The following is an 18,336-nucleotide window of genomic DNA, read 5'->3' as shown; positions in this document are numbered from 1 at the left end:
CGCCTCCCGAAGGAGGCTTGGCGCCGTAGCGGCAAATCACACGAGGGCACCCGGCTCAGCCGGCTTGGCGCATGGACGACGACCACCAGTACGAGCAAGGTTCGGCGCTCGCGCCCTTCAAGCACGGCATTTTCCGTTCCGTCTGGTTCGCCAGCCTGGCTTCGAATTTCGGCAGTCTGATCCAGTCTGTCGGAGCCGCCTGGTTGATGACCTCGATCGCCACCTCCTCCGACATGGTGGCGCTGGTCCAGGCCTCGATCTCCCTGCCGATCATGCTGTTTTCGCTCGCGTCGGGCGCACTCGCCGACAGCTACGACCGCCGCCGCGTCATGCTGACCGCGCAGTGCTTCATGTTCGCCGTCTCGGCGGCGCTGACGCTGTTTGCCTATCTCGGCCTGATCACGCCCTGGCTGCTGCTCACCTTCACCTTCCTCATTGGTTGCGGCACCGCACTTAACAACCCGTCCTGGCAGGCCTCCGTCGGCGACATGGTGCCCCGCACGGTGATGCCGGCGGCCGTCGCGCTCAACTCGATGGGCTTCAACATGACGCGCAGCGTCGGCCCGGCCATCGGCGGCATCATCGTCGCCACCGCAGGTGCTGCGGCCGCCTTCGCCGTCAACACGCTGAGCTACTTCGCCATCATCTTCGTACTGTTTCGCTGGCGCCCGCAATATCCGGCAAACCCGCTGCCACGCGAAACGCTCGGCCAGGCCATGGGTGCAGGCCTGCGCTACGTCGCCATGTCGCCCAACATCGGCAAGGTGCTGCTGCGCAGCTTCGCCTTCGGCTTCACCGCCGTCGTCATCCAGGCACTGCTGCCGCTGGTTGCCCGCGACCTCGTCGCCGGCGGCCCGCTGACCTACGGCATCATGCTCGGCGCCTTCGGTGTCGGCGCGGTCGGCGGCGCGCTGATCAGCGGCCGCATCCGCAGCAGCATGACGAGCGAAACCATCGTGCGCTCGGCCTTTCTCGGCTTCGCCCTCTGCAGCTGGATCGCCGCCTTCAGCTCCAATGCCTGGCTCACCTCGGCCGGCCTGCTCGTCGGCGGCGCCTGCTGGGTGCTTGCGCTTTCGCACTTCAACATCACCGTGCAGATGTCGACCCCACGCTGGGTCGTCGGCCGGGCGCTGTCGATCTACCAGATGGCAACCTTCGGCGGCATGGCGCTGGGCAGTTGGATCTGGGGTCTCGTCGCCGAAAGCAACGGCGCGGCCACCGCCCTGATCGTTGCCGGCATCGTCATGCTGGTCGGTGCGGCGATCGGCTTCCTGCTGCCGCTGCCCGAGCACACAGCGCTCAACCTCGACCCGCTCAACCGCTTCCGCGAACCACACCTGGCGCTCGACGTCCGGCCGCGTTCGGGGCCCATCGTCATCTCGATCGAATTCATCATCCGCGAAGAAGATGTACCGGCCTTCCTCGACGCCATGACCGAGCGCCGCCGTGTCCGCCGCCGTGACGGCGCCCGCAACTGGGTGCTGGCGCGCGACCTTGAAAACCCCGAGATCTGGGTCGAAACCTACCACACCCCGACCTGGCTCGAATACATCCGCCACAACCAGCGCGCCACCCACGCCGACGCCGTCATCGGCGACAAGCTGCGCGCCTTGCACAGCGGCCCCCAGCCACCGCGCGTCCACCGCCTGATCGAACGCCCCACCAGCCTGGCGGCAGCCCTCGGCAGTCACAAGGGGCATATCGAGCTGCATTAGGCGTAAGGCCGCAGCGACCGTCGCGAAGCCTGCCCTCCTTGCCAGCTCCATCGCGCGGTCCTTCGACGCCGAAGATTGGCATAAAAAGGCGCCCGTCGAAGCTCCGTTGCGTGCCAGCTGCCAGATCTTTTCGCCTGCCTCCCACCCTCGCGCAAGCTTGGCGCAATAGGGTCAGGAAGCCGTGGCATTGGCGCGCGGCGGGATTCGATCGGAAGCATCAATGGCGATCAGCGAAACCATTTCAGGCGCAGGCGTTCCAGCCAGGAACGGACGCGACGTCTTTTTCGCCGTCGGCATCGTCATCATCCTCGCCGTCCTGTTCCTGCCGATCCCGGCCTTCCTGATCGACGTCGGCCTTGCCTTCTCGATCGCCATTTCGGTGCTGATCCTGATGGTCGCGCTGTGGATCCAGCGCCCGCTCGACTTCTCGTCGTTCCCGACCATCCTGCTGATCGCCACGATGCTGCGCCTGTCGCTCAACATCGCCACCACGCGCATGATTCTGTCGCATGGCAATGAAGGCACGCATGCCGCCGGCTACGTCATTTCGGGCTTCTCGAACCTCGTCATGTCCGGCGACTTCGTCATCGGCCTGATCGTGTTCCTGATCCTGATCGTGGTGAACTTCATCGTCATCACCAAGGGTGCGACGCGTATCGCCGAAGTCGGCGCCCGCTTCACCCTCGACGCCATTCCCGGCAAGCAGATGTCGATCGACGCCGACCTGTCGGCCGGCATGATCGACGACAAGACAGCGCAGTTGCGCCGCCGCGAACTGGAAGAAGAAAGCTCCTTCTTCGGCTCGATGGACGGTGCCTCGAAATTCGTCCGAGGCGACGCCATCGCCGGCCTGATGATCACCGCCATCAACATCGTCGGTGGTATCGCCATCGGCTATTTCCGCCACGACATGGGCATGGGCGAAGCCGCTGACGTGTTCATCAAGCTGTCGGTGGGCGACGGCCTCGTCACCCAGATCCCGGCGCTCATCGTCTCGCTCGCCGCCGGCCTGCTCGTCTCCAAGGGCGGCACCCGTGGATCGGCCGACCAGGCGGTGTTCGGCCAGCTCGGCGCCTATCCACGCGCGCTCTATGTCGCCGCCGGCCTGCTGTTTCTGCTCTCGCTCGTGCCCGGTCTGCCGATGTTGCCGTTCCTCTCGCTTGCCGTTGCCATGGCAGCACTCGGCTACTTCATCCCGATGCAGCACAAGCGCCGCATGGCCGAGGTCGACGCTGAAAGGGAGCAGGTCGAGGCCGACAAGGTCGAAGAGGAAAAGAACTCGGTCAAGGCATCGCTCGCCACCGCCGAGATCGAGCTGCTGATCGGCAAGCAGCTGTCGACGCGCCTGCTCGCTACCCATCAGGAACTCGCCTTCCGCATGTCGAAGATGCGCAAGAAGTTCGCCACCCAGTACGGCTTCGTCGTGCCGGAAGTGCGCATGACCGACGACTTCTCGATTCCGCCCAAGAGCTACCAGATCAAGGTGCACGGCACCGTCGTCGCCGAATACCAGATGCGCGTCGGCGAAATCATGGTGCTGCTCGGCTCGCGGGATCTGCCAGACATTCCGGGCGAGGAAGTGCGCGAACCGGCTTTCGGTATGCGCGCCTTCTCGGTGCTCGATTCCTTCGCCGAGGACCTGAAGCGCGAGCAGTTCACCTTCGCCGACAACATGTCGGTGCTGCTCACCCATCTCTCCGAAGTGATCCGCAACAACCTGCCGCAGCTCCTGTCCTACAAGGACATGAAGGCGCTGCTCGAGCGCCAGGACCCCGAATACCGCAAGCTCGCCGACGAGATCTGCACCTCGCACATCACCTATCCCGGCCTGCAGGCGGTGCTCAAGCTTCTGCTCGCCGAGCGCGTCTCGATCCGCAACCTGCACCTCATCATCGAGGCAATCGCCGAGATCTCGCCGCATGTCCGCCGCACCGAGCAGATCGTCGAGCACGTCCGAATCCGCATGGCGCAGCAGATCTGCGGCGACTTGAGCGAAGGCGGCGTGCTCAAGGTGCTGCGCCTCGGCAACCGCTGGGATCTCGCTTTCCACCAGAGCCTCAAGCGCGACGCCAAGGGCGAAGTGCGCGAGTTCGACATCGATCCGCGCCAGCTCGAGGAATTCGGCCAGGAAGCCTCCAAGGCGATCCGCACGCATCTCGAAACCGGTGAGCGTTTCGTGATCGTCACCGCACCCGACGCACGTCCCTATGTCCGCATGATCATCGAAAGGCTGTTTCCGACCCTGCCGGTGCTCAGCCATGTCGAGATCGCCAAGGGCGTCGAACTGCGCGTGCTCGGTACCGTCTCATGAATGCCGCCGCGCAAGGCATGGTCCTTGGGGCGTTCCTGGCCTTCTGTCGCATCGGCGCCTGTTTCATGCTGATGCCCGGAATCTCCAGCGTGCGCGTGCCGATGCATGTCAGGCTGTTCGTCGCCGTCGCCGCCACCGGCGGGCTGCTGATCCACCTCTGGGACCAGATCTTCCCGTTCGTCGACGCTCGTCCCGGCGTGCTGGTGCCGATGATCGCATCCGAGCTTCTGATCGGCGGCCTGATCGGGCTGATGGCCAGGCTCTACATCCTGGCGCTGATGTTCATGGGCTCGGCGATCGCCATGCTGATCGGCTTCGGCGGTGTCGGCGGCCACGCGATCGAGGAAAACGAGCCCCAGGCAGCGCTTGCCTCGATCATCTCGATCGCGGCGCTGATCCTGCTGTTTGCCTTCAATTTCCACCACGAGATCATCCGCGCACTGGTCGCCTCCTACCAGGTCGCGCCGGTCAACATGTTCTTCAATCCGCAGGCAGCCCTCGTCGACGTCACCGACACGCTGTCGGAAAGCTTCATGGTGGTGCTGAGGCTGGGCAGCCCCTTCGTCGCCTATGCCATCCTGATCAACCTGACGATCGGCTTCGTCAACAAGCTGACGCCGCAGATCCCGGTCTACTTCATCTCGCTGCCCTTCGTCGTCGCCGGTGGCCTGGTGCTGATGTATTTCGGCATCGCCACCATGCTCAGCCTGTTTGCCGACGGCTTCGTCGACATCACCGTGGGAAGGTAAGGAATGGCCGCGTCGCGCAGGGATCGCCTGAAGAAGCTGGTAGCCGTGCAGGAGCAGCTCAAGGCGCTGCACGAGACGCGCCATGCCGGTTTTGTCGCCAATGCGATTGCCGCCGAAGCCGAGGCGCAATCGCTGTCGGACAGCTTCGACAGCACCGAAGGCATCTCCCAGCTGTTCCCTGAGCTCTACCATCGCCGCATCAAGGAGGCGATCGACAAGAAGCAGCTCAATCTCGGCCTCGCCAATGTCGAGGTCGGCAAGATCGCCACTGCCACCGCCCGCACCAACATGGTCGAGCGCGCCTACCGCGAGGTCCGCCGTCAGGATGAGCGTGACAGCGCCGACCGCGAACGTCTCGAAATCATTGAAAGAAAGTCGGCTGAAGACAAGTAAGGTTGCCGCAAGCTTGACCCTCCACAATCAGCAGTAACGTAACCCGGAAAGGCGAGCCGCTTTGGCCATCTCCCCACCCAGTGACATCATTCTGGATGTAGCCAAGGCCGTCGAGCCATCAGGCATCCAGGCTGCGCGCGCGGCGCTTGCCAACCGGACCGCCAGCGCGGCCCCGGCCGGAACATTTTTGCTCACCGAAGCCGCCGTCACCGGCGGTGTCACGCGCCAGCCGGACAAGACCTCGGCCGATGCGTCGATGAAGAAGTTCGAGGCAATGGTCCTGCAAACCTTCATCGGCAACATGATGCCGAAGAACACCGAAAGCGTGTACGGCAAGGGCATGGCCGGCGACATGTGGAAGTCGATGATGGCCGAGCATCTCGCCAACCAGACCGCCGAAGCCGGCGGCATCGGTATCGCCAAGACCGTTATGCGCGACCACTACATCAAGGACGAGCAGGTGGTGCCGGTCAGCGGCGTCGCTGGCGGGCCTGAAAAGGCGGCACTCGATGAACAAATGAGCCAGGCCACTGCGCTCATTCAGGAATTGCAGCGGAAGATGGTGCGCTCGCTGGGAAGCGACGATGCCGCCTCCGCCACTGACACAAAATCGTAGAGGATAAGATATGTCGGATCTCTCCGAATACAGGACGAACCTGCCGGTGACGGCCGATCTCATCGACGCTGCCCGCCCGGGCAACGTCGCGGCCATCATCAGCCGGATCGAGGATGCGGTCGAAGAAGAGACCGCTGCGATCCGCACCGACGTCCATTTCGACATCAAGGCATCGAACGCCCGCAAGAGCCGCTATCTCTACGAACTGACCCGCGCCACCAAGGGCCTGGTCGAGGGCGACTACCCGAGCGAGCTCAAGGTCGGTGTCGAACGCCTGCGCGACAAGCTCGTCGCCAATGAACGTGCGATCCTCGCTCATCTCAGCGCCGTCAGTGAAGTCGCCTCCCTGCTCCGCGACGCCATCCAGCGCTCCGAAGCGGACGGCACCTATTCGGCAAACGAATTCGGGTGGGCGCGGTGATCAAGTTCATCGCGGCGGCGCTGTGGATTGTCGCCGTGACCCTCGGCTCGGTCTTCTATTCGTTCCAGGCCGCCGCCAACCTGCCGGCGACCGAAGAGCAGATGCCGCTGCTCGGCGGTCTCGACTATGTCAAGACCGACGTCATTTCGGTGCCGTTGCTCAAAGGTGAGCGCGTGCACGGCTATTTCCTGACGCGCCTCGTGTACACGGTCGAACCCAAGGAAGTCGGAAAGCTATCGGTGCCGATGGCCTCGCTGCTTGTCGATCAGGTCTATTCCTATCTCTACGGCAATCCGCAGATCGACTTCACCGCATATGAGAAGCTCGATCTGGACGGCTTTCGCAACGGCATCCGCGACGCCATCAACGCCCGTGTCGGTTCGAAGCTGATCCACGAGGTAATGGTCGAGCAGATCGACTTCCTGACCCCCGACGATGTCCGCGACAATGCCGTGCGCCAGCGTGAATCGGCTGCTGCCGCAGCAGAGGCCGAGGCGGCAAAGCCAGCCGAAGCAGGCCCGGCCAAAGCACATTGAACCCGACAGGCAGCCAAATTGGCTGCCTTTCGCGCCACGTCGCGTGACCATCGCCAGCCAATTCTACGTTGACGTAAACGTAAGATGCCAGTTATAGGACCAGTTATAGGAATTGCAGTCCTGTGACATGGCCGGCTCGTCCGGATTGGTCCGGGGAGGCCGGGCGCAAAGCGCCTTTCAGGAAAGACCAGGAGAGAGCCATGAGCATTCAGGCAGTCGCAGACAAGATCAAGGCGAAGGTGGAGAGCGCCGGCTTTGGCCGCTCGATCAAGTTCGACACCGGCAGCGACGGCGTCATCGTCATCGATGGCACCACCCTGTCGACGACCGATGGCCCGGCCGACTGCACCATCAAGCTGTCGCTCGACGATCTCGAGTCGCTGATCGCAGGCGAGCTCAACCCGACGATGGCGTTCATGACCGGCAAGATCAAGGTCGAGGGCGACATGTCGGTGGCCATGGGCCTGAGCCAGCTGCTCTAAGCCGACAAGACCATCGGAATTGGAAAAGCCCGGCGGTGACGCCGGGCTTTTTCTATGCAACCCACGCACTTTCGACACACACGCAATGCAACCGTAATGCACGTGGTCCACATCGCTCGCCAGGGACGATTTTGCGACGTGGAGTATCATATGACCCGAAATCGACTGGCCGCATTGGCCGCGACCCTGTGCGTCGTCGCCCTCGCCGGCTGCGTGGACGACCGCTATGGCCGCGACTGGGACGGTCCCAGGCACGGGCCGCGCAGCTGGGACGGCCCCAGAGGCGGGCCCCGTAGCTGGGATGGTCCGCGCGGGCCGCGCAATTGGGATGGGCCGCGCGGGCCGCGCAATTGGGATGGGCCGCGCGAATACCCCAGGCATGGCCCGCCGCCGCGTCCCAGCAGTGAACCGCTCGACTGCCGAGGCGGACCGGCAACGACGCCGTCGCCCGATTGCATCGACCGGCCGCGACCGCGCCGCTTCTCCAACGACTGACTGCAAGGGCCGGGCTCGCCCGGCCTTTCTCATTCGTGAGGGACAAAGGTCCGACCCCGGCGGCCCGGTAATGTCCCCACAACAATTGAAGCCCACATCGCCCCGGTCAATTCCAGCCGGAGTGTCCTGTGAATCGAAATCGACTGATTGCCCTGGCTGCGACCCTGAGCGTGCTTACGCTCGCAGGCTGCGTGGACGATCGCCACGGCCCGCCGCGCTGGGACGACACGCGCTATCCGCCGCGCCACGGCGGCGATTACACTCGCTACCCGCCGCGCCATGGCGACAACTACACGCGGGATCCGCGGCGTCATGGCGGAGATCAGCCGCGCTGTCACCCCCGCCCACCTGTGCCGCCAATGCCGCCACGCCCACCCCGTGCACCACGCCCGCCATTCTCGGAGCCGATCTTCTGCACCCAGGAATATGGTCGCCCGCGGCATTCCCATTGCGACGACAGGCGGCGGCCACACCGTGGCGGCGACCAGTACTACACCACCAACCAGTGAGCGACGGCGCCGTGCCTCGTCGAGGCACGGCGCTTTGCCCGTCCCATAGCCGACGTGGAGTCGAAAGTGCGTCGAAACCGCCTTGCAGCAGTGGCAATGGTCATGGCTTGCGTTATGCCGCTGTCGGGCTGCGGCTACCTTGTCTCGGCAGTCGAGTTGAGTGACGAGCACACCACAAGCCAACAGCGGCCCTCGCTGTTGCCGCAATCGCCGCAGCCGTCAATCGCCTGCGTCAAGGAGAGAACGCCGTCGCCGACCTGTTTCCCGGCTGCGCCAGGCCGTATTTCGGCCTGGAGATAACGCGTTCCGGTTCACCTCAGGCAGCCGGGCGGACACTCCGGCTAGAGTGCGGCACGGCCCGTCGGACGCGCAAAGGACACGCCAGCGTTTTCCGATCCCGCACCGCCCTTACCGAACGTCGAGTCCGCCCTGCGCGCCGGGGCGCCGAGCTTGCGCCCGGCCGCCTTGAGCACGCCTTTGGCGCCGTCGAGCGCACCGGAAACGAGTTCCAGCGCGAGGAAGCGGTCGCGCTCATAGGGGCCGGGCATGGCAAGCTGGCCGGTCTTCGCGGCGGAGAAGCCGAAACGCGCATAGTATGGCGCGTCGCCAACGAGCAGGATGACGCGGTGGCCAAGGCGGGAGGCTTCGGCGATAGCCAGGCGCATCAGCGCCGAGCCGATGCCGGTGCCCTTTGCCGCCGGATCGACGGCGAGCGGGCCGAGCAGCAGCGCAGCAGGACCGCCCTCGCCCAGCCGCACGTCCCACAGCCGCACGGTGCCTACGACCGAGCCCTTGGCATCGCGCGCGACCAGCGCCAGGCCCTCGGATGGGCGGCGACCGCGGCGCAGCTTCTCCGACGACTTCTTGCGCCGCTTCGGGCCCATGGCACGGTCAAGCAGTACCTCGCGCGCGGCGATGTCGGCCCGGGTTTCAGCCACGATCACGATGTCGGGCAAGATTTTGGCAATTTCTTCAACGTTCATTTCCGCGATCCTTCACGAGCGGAGATCTGTTCCACAAGCGAACCCGATCGGGCGTGCAGAGGCACGCCCGCCGGGGTGATCTGAACGGCTCCGGCGCCAGGCGCCGTTTCGAGCCGTCAGATCACGTAGGATCGGAGAGGCTCGAAGCCGTTGAAGGCGACAGACGAGTAGGTCGTGGTATAGGCGCCGGTACCCTCGATCAGCACCTCGTCGCCGATGGTCAGCGACAGGGGCAGCGGGTACGGTGTCTTTTCATACATCACGTCGGCCGAGTCGCAGGTTGGGCCGGCGAGCACGCAAGGTGCCACCTCGTCGCCGTCGCGGTCGGTCACGATCGGGTAGCGGATCGCCTCGTCCATCGTCTCGGCGAGACCGCCGAACTTGCCGATGTCGAGGAACACCCAGCGCACATTGTCGTTGTCGGCCTTCTTGGAGATCAGCACGACTTCCGACTTGATGACGCCGGCGTTACCGACCATGCCGCGACCCGGCTCGATGATGGTCTCCGGGATGTTGTTGCCGAAGTGCTTGGACAGCGCCTCGAAGATCGCCTGGCCATAGGCCTGGGCCGCCGGCACGTCGCGCAGGTAGCGCGTCGGGAAGCCGCCGCCCATGTTGACCATGCCGAGCATGATGCCTTCTTCGGCGAGCTTGGCGAACACCTTCTTGGCGTCAGCAAGCGCACGATCCCAGGCCGTCAGGTCGGTCTGCTGCGAGCCGACATGGAACGACACGCCAAAGGCATCGAGGCCGAGCGACTTGGCAACGCGCAGCACGTCGACGGCCATTGCGGGCACACAGCCGAACTTGCGCGACAGCGGCCATTCGGCGCCTTCGCCGTCGGTGAGCACGCGGCAGAACACGCGGGAGCCGGGAGCGGCACGCGCCACCTTCTCGACCTCTTCGACAGAGTCGACGGCGAACAGGCGGATGCCGAGTTCGAAGGCACGTGCGATGTCACGCTCCTTCTTGATGGTGTTGCCGAAGGAGATGCGCTCGGCCGGGGCGCCGGCATCCATAGCCATCTCGATTTCGGCGACCGAAGCGGTGTCGAAGGACGAGCCCATGCCGGCGAGCAGGCGCAGGATCTCAGGCGCCGGGTTTGCCTTGACAGCGTAGTAGACCTTGGACTCAGGCATCGCCTTCTCGAAGGCGCGGAAATTGTCGCGCACGACATCGAGGTCGACGACCAGGCAAGGGCCGGACGGACGTCGGGTGGCGAGGAAGTCGAGGATGCGCTGAGTGGCCATAGGTCTCTCCATCGCGCGGTCCTGCCGCGCAAAAATCATCAAGCTGCGGGACGGCCGTTCCCGGCCGCGGAATCCCACGGTGGACAAAGACATGACCGCTATTTGATGGATCCAGCCTGTGGAGACCCTGGAACCACAAATGCGCTTCACGCGGCGATGAACCTGAGCCAGCCCGGCTTCGGTTCGCTTTGTCTGCCTTGGCTTGGAAATGGGAAGACCCGTTCCGCACTGCCGGCAATGAAGGTGTGCCTCTTCAGTAACCCCGGCTTTTGGACAGCCGGAAGAGAACCAGAAAGGCCCGCACCGTCGTTGCTTCAAGGTGTCCTCGATTTTGCGGTTGGCCGCCAAATCGACTGGAGGGGTTAGCTCCAGTTACCTTACCGATTTCCTCGCCATTCGAGGGATCGGCGGACACCCACAGGCACGTGCGACTTTGGGCAAGCGCGGATATATGGCTCGTCACCGTCACAATCAATTAAAATCTCATGGCGGGTTGAAAAAATTCAACCATCGAACAATGTTGGAGACATCGTAAACAGGCTTCGAACGATGACCGGCACATCCGACCGCTTCAACGCTTTTCTCGATGTGCCGCAAGCACCTGTTTTAAATGCGAAAACCGGGTCCTTGGCGAGGCTTCGGCTGGCAGTCAAGGATATCTATGACGTCGCCGGCCACAAAACCGGCTGCGGCAACCCGGCAAAGGCTGCAAGCGCCGAAACAGCCACAAGAACCGCGCCTGCGATACAGATCCTGCTTGATGCCGGCGCGCGATTCGTCGGCAAGACCCAGACCGACGAACTTGCCTTCTCGCTGATGGGCCAGAACGCGCACTTCCCGCACCCGATCAATCCCGCCGCGCCGGACCGCGTTACCGGCGGTTCGTCGTCGGGCTCGGCTGCGGCGGTCGCCGGCATGCTCGCCGACATCGCCATAGGCTCCGACACCGGCGGCTCGATCCGGGCACCGGCGAGCTTCTGCGGACTGATCGGCCTGCGCACCACACATGGGCTGATTTCGCTCGACGGCGCGATGAAGCTGGCGCCGAGCCTCGACACATTCGGCTGGTTCGCACCCGATATCGACGTCTATGAGACCGTGGCGAAGCTGCTCATCGGCGAGGACGCCCATCGCGGCCAGCTGAAAAGGCCCGTGGCGCTCGACTGGCTCGACAGCCTGCCGACCGGCCCGGATGAAGCGGCAGAGTACCAGCGGATGCGCCGGCGTGCCGGAACCGCCCTTGGCCTGATCGCCAAGGCTGGCCCTCTCTCTTTTTCATCAGACGAGCTCTATTGGTGCTTCCGCAAGATCCAGGCCTTCGAGGCCTGGCAAGAGCATGGAGCCTGGATCGCTTCCGGAGATCGTGGCCTCGGGCCGGGCGTCAAGGAGCGTTTTGAGTTCGGCGCCACCATTTCCGCGTCAGACTATGCCGCCGAGATCGAAAGGCGCGACGCGTTTCGCCAGGAGCTGGGCGTGCTGCTCGGCACGGACGGCATTCTGGTCCTGCCGACGGTACCGGGAGCCGCGCCCCTGGCCAGCGGCAGCCATGACGAACTTCTCGCCTATCGCGAGCGCGCTTTGATGCTGCTCTGCCTGTCCGGCCTGTCGGGCTTCCCCCAGATAACGCTGCCGATCGGCACGGTCGACGGCGCGCCGTTCGGGCTGTCGCTGCTCGGCCCGGCCGGCAGCGATCTCGCGCTGATCCGGTTGGGACGCCGCGTGCTCGACACTGCCGGCACAAAGGACTGATGCCATGGACACACTCACCCGCATGCGCGCCTTCATCGACGTGGTCGAGGCCGAAGGCTTTTCCGCCGCCGCGCGCAAGATCGGCCGCTCCAAGGCGCTGCTGTCCAAATATGTGCGCGAGCTCGAGGACGAACTCGGCGCGCTGCTGCTCAACCGCACGACACGGCAGTTTTCGCTGACCGAGGCAGGCCATACCTATTACAGGCGTGCCTCCGAGATCATCCGCGAGGTCGACAGCCTAGCCGATGCTGTGCGCGAATCCTCGGGCGACGTGCGCGGCCGGGTCAAGCTGTCGGCGCCGCGCACCTTTGCCGACGCGCCGATCGGCCGCTCGCTGATCGAATTCGCCAAGGCACATCCTGATATCGTGCTCGAGATTCATCTCGACGACCGCTTCGTCGATCTTGTCGAGGAAGGCTTCGACCTCGCCATCCGCATCTCCAGGCTGGAGAACTCGTCGCTGATCGCCCGGCGCTTGGCGCCGTTCGGCATCCGGGTCTGCGCCTCGCCCGAGCTGATCGAAAAATACGGCATGCCGACAAAACCGGCGGATCTCGCCAACGTGCCCTGCATCATCGACACCAACGGCCGATACATGTCGAACTGGCCATTCTCCGGCGAGACCGGCGACGTCATGACCGTATCGGTCTCAGGTCCGATGGAGGTCAACAGCCCGATGGCGGCGCGGGCCGCGGCCGTTGCCGGACTCGGCTTTGCCATCCTGCCCGATTTCATCGCCGCCCCCGATCTCGATTCCGGCCGGCTGGTACCGGTGCTCGACGACCGCCGCCTCGGCGGCGGCGGCATCTTCGCCGTCTACCCGCACCGGCGCTACCTGCCGGCGAAGATCCGGGTCTTCGTCGACTTCCTGGTGCAATGGTTCAAGACCAACCCCTGCAATCATGCCGTTTAGTTGAACGGCCGCCGTCCCACTTTCGCCCGGTTTCTGATAATTGTCGGCATCACCCAACATGTCGGGCCGCCGGAGCAATGATTCTGAAGATTTCCAAGACGACGCTAGCCACGGCGGCAGTGGCCTTGCTGACCATGACGGTGCCGGCGAGCGTTCACCCGCACGTCTTCGCCGAAGCGCGGCTCGACGTCGTGCTCAATCCCGACAAGACCGTGAAATCGCTCAGGCATCTCTGGCGCTTCGACGACCTGTTTTCCAGCACGGTGCTGATGGAGTTCGACAAGAACTCCGACCTCAAGCTCGACGACAGCGAACTGGCCGAGGTCTCCAAGACGGTGTTCGAATCGATCGGCGAGTACAATTACTTCCAGGTCGTGACAGTCGACGGCAAGGACATCGCCATGAAGCCGCCGGCCAATCTCGTCGCCAATTTCGAGGACCAGCAGCTCATCATCCTATTCGAGACCGAGCCGAAGGAGCCGCTGAAGCTTGCCGGCAAGATCGATTTCGGCGTCTACGATCCGACCTTCTACACGGCGATCGATTTCACCGAAGACACCAATCTGAGCGTCGCGGACCTGCCCCCGATCTGCACCAAGACAGTGGTCCGGCCCGACCCGGACGAAGCAATCGCGCAGAACCAGTCGAAGCTGACCGATGCGTTCTTCAACGACCCGTCGGGCACCGACATGAGCAAGATTTTTGCCACGCGCCTGGAATTGAACTGCCCAGCCAAGGGGTGATGCAGTGAAGAAGACGACCATCCGAGTGATTTTCGCGCTTCTGGCGCTCAGCTATGTGCTCAGCCATTTCGCGGTCCGGGCGCATGCCCAGAGTTCACTCGGCATCGGCACCAACGAAGCGATGGTGCCGTCGACCGGCCTCTTCTCCGAGCTGCTCAACTGGATCAACGTTCATCAGCAGCAGTTCTACCGCTCGCTGACCGGCTCGCTGAAGGCGATGCGCGACGGCGACAGCGGCGGCATCTGGCTGCTCGTCGGCTTGTCCTTCGCCTATGGCATCTTCCACGCCGCCGGCCCCGGCCACGGCAAGGCCGTAATCTCGTCCTATATGCTCGCCAACGAAGTGGCGTTGCGCCGCGGCGTGATGCTGTCCTTCGTCTCGGCCTTCCTCCAGGGGGCGACTGCCGTTGTGCTGATGACGCTGGTGTTCCTCGTCCTGCGCGGTACATCGGTGTCGATGACCAACGCAACCTGGTTCCTGGAAACGGTGAGCTACGCCCTGATCGCCGCCTTCGGCGCCTGGCTGCTGTGGAAGAAACTCAAGCCGATGGCGTTCCTGGCAGGTGCGGCTCCGGTACACAGCCTGTCGGCAGCCCATGTCCATGCGCATGGTCATCATGATCACGACCACGCCACCTCAGGCCACGACCATCATGACCACGCCACGTGCAGCCACGATCATGCGCACGATCATCACGATCACGCTCACCAAGCCCACAACCACGCGCATCATGACCACGGGCACAGCCCGCATGCTCACGCCCATCACGCTCACGCCGTGGGTGAAGTCTGCTCGACCTGCGGCCACTCGCACGCGCCGGATCCCAGGATGCTCGAAGGCAAGCATTTCGACTGGCGCACCGCATGGTCGGCGGTTGCAGCGGTCGGTATCCGCCCCTGCTCCGGCGCGCTGATCGTGCTCAGCTTCGCCTTCCTCAACGGACTTTGGGCCGGCGGCATCCTGTCGGTCTTCGCCATGGCGCTCGGAACCGCCATCACCGTCTCGGCACTTGCCATCATGGCAGTGACGGCGAAGAACTGGGCCGTTGCGATAGCCGGCGACGGCCGCGCCGGAAACCGCGTCCACAATGCCATCGAGATCGGCGGCGCGGCACTCGTCATGCTGCTTGGCCTGGTGTTGCTGGCCGCTAGCCTGAAGGCCTGAGCGGGCTTGGCGCCCGCGACGTCCTGAACTGCCAATCTGCGCGCAAAAGAAATCCGCCCTGGAGTTGCGGCTGCCAGGCCGGATTTTTGTGGACCACGACCTGCGTGGCGTCGGGTGCTTACATCGTGGTCTTCTTGGTCGTGGCGGCCGGCGCGACGTGCTTCTTGTGCTTCTTGACCTTCTTGTGCGTCGGCTTCTTGCTCGCGACCTTCTTCACCAGCGGAGTGACCGTCTTGGTTGTGGTCGTGGCGGCAGCCGCCGGCGCTGCCGTGTAGCCGGCAGCGTTGGCCGAGCTGGCGGTGAGCACCGGGGCCGAGAAGGCCATGGCGACGGTCATGCCGAGAGCGGTCAGCAGGGTCTTGTTGACGTTCATGATCAGTTTCCTTTGCACAAGTGCATTGTTGGGGGCCTTCTTGAGCTTGCCGATCAGGGTTCGATCGGTTGCGCTCCAAGCATCTTCAGTGCTGTCGCATAGGCGCGGATGCCCTGGGCCTGCTGGTTGCCGGCACAGAATTTCATCGCCTTTTTCTGAAGGGCTTTCGCTTCGGCGGCCCGTTTCGCCTCGGCATGTTCAGCGATTTCATCGGTGAATTGCTGCTGCAGCCTGTTGCAGCGATCGGTCCTCGTAACTGTTCCCTTTGCCTGCGGCTGGGTGCTGGCTGCGCCAATTGAAAGTGCGGCGAGCAGTACGATCATCGAACTGGCCACTAACTTTCGCATGTCGGTTCCAGCACCCGTGGTTGAAGCAGCACGGTTGTTATCGCGGACCGACTTGTCGGGTTTCTTTCCGGTTTGCAGTGTTTTGTTTCTGGATTGTAACTGCCGCCTCAGGCGCTCAAGTTCTCGTGTTTTCTGGTCAAAACCTTGGTTCGACCTCATTTCGCCAAGGTCCGCGCCGATGCCGTTCGCATCGACCTGAGGTGCGAAAAAGTGAAGACTGATGCCCATGTCCTGATCGTCGACGACGACAGGGAAATCCGCGACCTGCTCCAGGAATTCTTCGTCAAGCACGGCATGCGCGTCTCGGGCGCGCGCGACGATGACGAGATGCAGGCAGCCCTGCGCCGCGCCTCTGTCGACCTGATCATCCTCGACGTGATGCTGCCCGGCAAAAGCGGCCTCGACATCTGCCGCGACCTGCGCACGCATTCGAGGATCCCGATCATCATGCTGACGGCGGTCACCGAAACCATCGACCGCGTCGTCGGCCTGGAGATGGGCGCCGACGACTACGTGCCAAAACCCTTTGACCCACGCGAACTGCTGGCCCGGGCACGCGCCGTGCTGCGCCGGCCGAGTGCCGCGGGAACGACGCACCGGCCGGTGCCGCAAGTCTACAAATTCGCCGGCTGGACGCTCGATGCCTCCCGCCGCCGGCTGCTCAGGCCCGACGATATCCGGGTCGAGCTGACGGCCGCCGAGTTCAACCTGCTGCACACGCTGGTGCGCTCGGCGCAACGTGTGCTGAGCCGCGAGCAACTGGTCGAGCTCTCCAACCAGAACGGCGACTACAGCTATGACCGCAGCGTCGACATCCTGGTGAGCCGCCTGCGCCGCAAGATGGAGGACAATCCGCGCGCACCGAAGCTGGTGCTGACCGTGCGCGGCGGCGGCTATCAGTTCGTGCCCGAGGTATCAGCCGAATGAGATGGCTCCTGCCACGGTCGCTGCCGGCCTGGGTGCTTCTGATCGTCATCGCCGGGCTGCTGTCCATCCAGGTCTCGACGCTCTCCATCGTCTCGCGCGAACGCGTTGCCTCCAACAATATCCTCGACCTGTTTCGCCTCAACGACCGGGCGTTGTCGCTGGCAAAGCTGATGTATGCGGAACAGCCGCTCGATCGCACCCGCATCGCCGCCGGCCTCTCCGTTCCGCCGCATGTGCTGACCACTTCGGATGCGCCTGCCGTCAGCTCGGTCATTCCCGCGGATGACGAAATGGCAGAGCTCGAGGACATCATCGTCGGCAGGCTGTCGAAATACGGCATCCAGGAAGCTCGCGTGCGCCGCGAAATGCCGAAGGCACGGCCGAGCCAGAATTCGGCGGAACCCGACCAGAGCGTCGGCAGCGTCGAACGGGAACTGCTCGACCTGTCATCCGACATCACCAACAGCGACACGCTGGTGGCGTCGATCGAGTTCAAGGACGGCCAGTGGCTCAATTTCACCATGAAGGCGACGCCACCCGGTCCGGTCCTCAACAGCGACAGTCTGCCGCTATACGGATCGGTGGCAGCCCTGGTGGTGGCGCTGTCGATCTGGTCGCTGCGCCGGCTGACGGCACCTTATCGCGCGCTCGAAAGTGCCGTCCGGCGAATCGGCGCAGACCTGAAAAGCCCGCCTCTGGATGAACGCGGCAGCAGTGAATACAAGTCGGCGGCACGGGCGGTGAACACCATGCAGGCGCGGCTGAAGGAATATGTCGAGGACCGCGAATTGCTGGCGGCCGCGCTCGCGCATGATCTCAGGACGCCGCTGACGCGCATTCGCCTGCGCCTGGAATTGCTGCGCAACTCGCCGCTTCGCACCGCACTTATGCACAATCTGGCCGACATCGAGGCGATCTCGGCCTCCGTACTCGACTTCGCCACCTACGAGGCCAGGGACGAGGCGTTGGAACGGATCGACTTCTGGTCGCTCGTCGATTCGATCGCCGACGGCAATCCGCATGTCGTCTTCGACGGCGCTCGCCACCACGCCCGTGGGCTCGTCTGCCAAGGCCAGGCGATCGCGCTGCGCCGATGCGTGGCCAATCTCGTCGACAATGCGGTGAAGTATGGCGGCAAGGCCCGCCTGGCCTTGTCGCAGGTCGACGGGCACGTGCTGCTCACCATCGACGATTCCGGCCCGGGCATTCCGGAGACAAAGATGGAAACCATCTTCCGCCCGTTCATCCGTATCGAAGGTTCGCGCAACCGCCAGACCGGCGGCTTCGGGCTCGGCCTGACGATTGCCCGCAACATTGCCCGCCGCTTTGACGGCGACGTTGTCCTCAAGAACCGCAGCGGCGGCGGCTTGCGCGCCGAGCTTAAGATACCGCTGGCCGGAACCGTGAAGGCCGCAGCGGTCGGATAGGATCAACTTGTTTCAGTTGCCGTTCTTGCGCTGGCTGCGGCCGCGCAGCCAGAACACGCCGAAGAAGGCAAGAACGAAGCATACCGCGATGACACCGGCGGCGGCGGTCGAATAGTTGCCGACGGCGAGCATCACCTTGGGCAGGAAAAACGCCGCGACGCCGAAGATGATCATGATCCATGCGGCGGCGACGGCGGCATGGCGGGTCTTGGTGTCCATCGGCGTGGCCCTA

At 64.0% G+C, this 18,336-nt stretch carries 20 protein-coding genes; 15 read left to right on the top strand and 5 right to left on the bottom strand.

The genetic code is table 11. The features are described from left to right. The first annotated feature begins 71 nt into the window (after positions 1 to 71). The 9 genes from H5P29_RS11190 to H5P29_RS11150 all read left to right on the top strand — a co-directional run bounded on the left by H5P29_RS11190 (position 72) and on the right by H5P29_RS11150 (position 7,718). Positions 72 to 1,715 carry an MFS transporter gene (locus tag H5P29_RS11190; protein ID WP_154386457.1) on the top strand — a complete coding sequence of 548 codons (1,644 nt, stop codon included), beginning with the start codon at positions 72 to 74 and terminating at the stop codon, positions 1,713 to 1,715. A 220-nt stretch (positions 1,716 to 1,935) separates the two neighbouring features. Continuing rightward, positions 1,936 to 4,026, top strand: a complete 2,091-nt coding sequence (flhA, locus tag H5P29_RS11185) for a flagellar biosynthesis protein FlhA (RefSeq protein WP_067958496.1) — start codon at positions 1,936 to 1,938, stop codon at positions 4,024 to 4,026. After that, positions 4,023 to 4,775, top strand: a complete 753-nt coding sequence (gene fliR / locus H5P29_RS11180) for a flagellar biosynthetic protein FliR (RefSeq protein ID WP_154386458.1) — start codon at positions 4,023 to 4,025, stop codon at positions 4,773 to 4,775. The genes flhA and fliR overlap by 4 nt, the downstream gene beginning before the upstream one ends. A gap of 3 nt (positions 4,776 to 4,778) precedes the next feature. Further along, positions 4,779 to 5,168 carry a hypothetical protein gene (locus tag H5P29_RS11175; protein ID WP_067958490.1) on the top strand — a complete coding sequence of 130 codons (390 nt, stop codon included), beginning with the start codon at positions 4,779 to 4,781 and terminating at the stop codon, positions 5,166 to 5,168. Positions 5,169 to 5,229: 61 nt separating this feature from the next. Further along, a complete protein-coding gene (locus H5P29_RS11170) occupies positions 5,230 to 5,784 on the top strand; it encodes a rod-binding protein (protein ID WP_154386459.1) in 555 nt (184 codons plus the stop codon). Between the two features lie 10 nt (positions 5,785 to 5,794). After that, positions 5,795 to 6,205 (top strand): hypothetical protein, encoded by a 411-nt coding sequence (locus H5P29_RS11165; protein ID WP_154386460.1) that lies wholly within the window; start codon positions 5,795 to 5,797, stop codon positions 6,203 to 6,205. Next, the gene (locus H5P29_RS11160; protein ID WP_182575624.1) at positions 6,202 to 6,741 is read left to right on the top strand and encodes a hypothetical protein; all 540 of its coding nucleotides are present in this window, start codon (positions 6,202 to 6,204) and stop codon (positions 6,739 to 6,741) included. Before H5P29_RS11165 ends, H5P29_RS11160 begins: the two co-directional genes overlap by 4 nt. A gap of 200 nt (positions 6,742 to 6,941) precedes the next feature. Continuing rightward, complete coding sequence (locus tag H5P29_RS11155) at positions 6,942 to 7,223, top strand: SCP2 sterol-binding domain-containing protein (RefSeq protein ID WP_067958475.1); 282 nt, start codon at positions 6,942 to 6,944, stop codon at positions 7,221 to 7,223. A 150-nt stretch (positions 7,224 to 7,373) separates the two neighbouring features. Beyond that, positions 7,374 to 7,718, top strand: a complete 345-nt coding sequence (locus H5P29_RS11150) for a hypothetical protein (RefSeq protein WP_154386461.1) — start codon at positions 7,374 to 7,376, stop codon at positions 7,716 to 7,718. A gap of 850 nt (positions 7,719 to 8,568) precedes the next feature. On the opposite strand, the gene H5P29_RS11145 is transcribed toward H5P29_RS11150, so the two are convergent. After that, the gene (locus H5P29_RS11145; RefSeq protein WP_154386462.1) at positions 8,569 to 9,210 is read right to left on the bottom strand and encodes a GNAT family N-acetyltransferase; all 642 of its coding nucleotides are present in this window, start codon (positions 9,208 to 9,210) and stop codon (positions 8,569 to 8,571) included. Between the two features lie 116 nt (positions 9,211 to 9,326). Then, the gene (gene odc2, locus H5P29_RS11140) at positions 9,327 to 10,460 is read right to left on the bottom strand and encodes an ornithine/lysine decarboxylase (protein ID WP_154386463.1); all 1,134 of its coding nucleotides are present in this window, start codon (positions 10,458 to 10,460) and stop codon (positions 9,327 to 9,329) included. Positions 10,461 to 11,009: 549 nt separating this feature from the next. Between odc2 and H5P29_RS11135 the strand changes: the two genes are divergently transcribed. The 4 genes from H5P29_RS11135 (at position 11,010) to H5P29_RS11120 (ending at position 15,030) form a co-directional block, all read left to right on the top strand. Then, complete coding sequence (locus H5P29_RS11135) at positions 11,010 to 12,209, top strand: amidase (protein ID WP_154386464.1); 1,200 nt, start codon at positions 11,010 to 11,012, stop codon at positions 12,207 to 12,209. A gap of 4 nt (positions 12,210 to 12,213) precedes the next feature. Next, positions 12,214 to 13,122 (top strand): LysR family transcriptional regulator, encoded by a 909-nt coding sequence (locus H5P29_RS11130; protein WP_067958465.1) that lies wholly within the window; start codon positions 12,214 to 12,216, stop codon positions 13,120 to 13,122. 77 nt (positions 13,123 to 13,199) lie between these two features. Next, entirely contained in the window at positions 13,200 to 13,865 is a 666-nt protein-coding gene (locus H5P29_RS11125; RefSeq protein ID WP_067958463.1) for a DUF1007 family protein, read from the top strand. A gap of 4 nt (positions 13,866 to 13,869) precedes the next feature. Further along, a complete protein-coding gene (locus H5P29_RS11120; RefSeq protein WP_182576014.1) occupies positions 13,870 to 15,030 on the top strand; it encodes a nickel/cobalt transporter in 1,161 nt (386 codons plus the stop codon). A gap of 118 nt (positions 15,031 to 15,148) precedes the next feature. Here the strand turns inward: H5P29_RS11120 and H5P29_RS11115 are convergent, their stop codons facing one another. Together H5P29_RS11115 and H5P29_RS32530 are read right to left on the bottom strand one after the other, a co-directional pair. After that, the gene (locus H5P29_RS11115; protein ID WP_067958446.1) at positions 15,149 to 15,403 is read right to left on the bottom strand and encodes a hypothetical protein; all 255 of its coding nucleotides are present in this window, start codon (positions 15,401 to 15,403) and stop codon (positions 15,149 to 15,151) included. Between the two features lie 53 nt (positions 15,404 to 15,456). After that, positions 15,457 to 15,978 (bottom strand): hypothetical protein, encoded by a 522-nt coding sequence (locus tag H5P29_RS32530; protein WP_246670846.1) that lies wholly within the window; start codon positions 15,976 to 15,978, stop codon positions 15,457 to 15,459. On the opposite strand from H5P29_RS32530, the gene H5P29_RS11105 reads away from it, so the two are divergent. Then, entirely contained in the window at positions 15,961 to 16,677 is a 717-nt protein-coding gene (locus H5P29_RS11105; protein WP_185910331.1) for a response regulator, read from the top strand. The genes H5P29_RS32530 and H5P29_RS11105 overlap by 18 nt on opposite strands. After that, positions 16,674 to 18,104, top strand: coding sequence for an ATP-binding protein (locus H5P29_RS11100; RefSeq protein WP_154386465.1), 1,431 nt, complete (start codon positions 16,674 to 16,676; stop codon positions 18,102 to 18,104). The genes H5P29_RS11105 and H5P29_RS11100 overlap by 4 nt, the downstream gene beginning before the upstream one ends. 12 nt (positions 18,105 to 18,116) lie before the next feature. On the opposite strand, the gene H5P29_RS11095 is transcribed toward H5P29_RS11100, so the two are convergent. Then, positions 18,117 to 18,323, bottom strand: a complete 207-nt coding sequence (locus tag H5P29_RS11095) for a hypothetical protein (protein ID WP_067958433.1) — start codon at positions 18,321 to 18,323, stop codon at positions 18,117 to 18,119. Positions 18,324 to 18,336: the final 13 nt, after the last annotated feature.

Origin of the sequence: Aminobacter sp. MDW-2, from assembly GCF_014250155.1 — a bacterium.
Taxonomy (GTDB): domain Bacteria; phylum Pseudomonadota; class Alphaproteobacteria; order Rhizobiales; family Rhizobiaceae; genus Aminobacter; species Aminobacter ciceronei.
The sequence above is the reverse complement of the archived record's forward strand: the minus strand, read 5'-3'. Positions and strand labels throughout refer to the sequence as shown.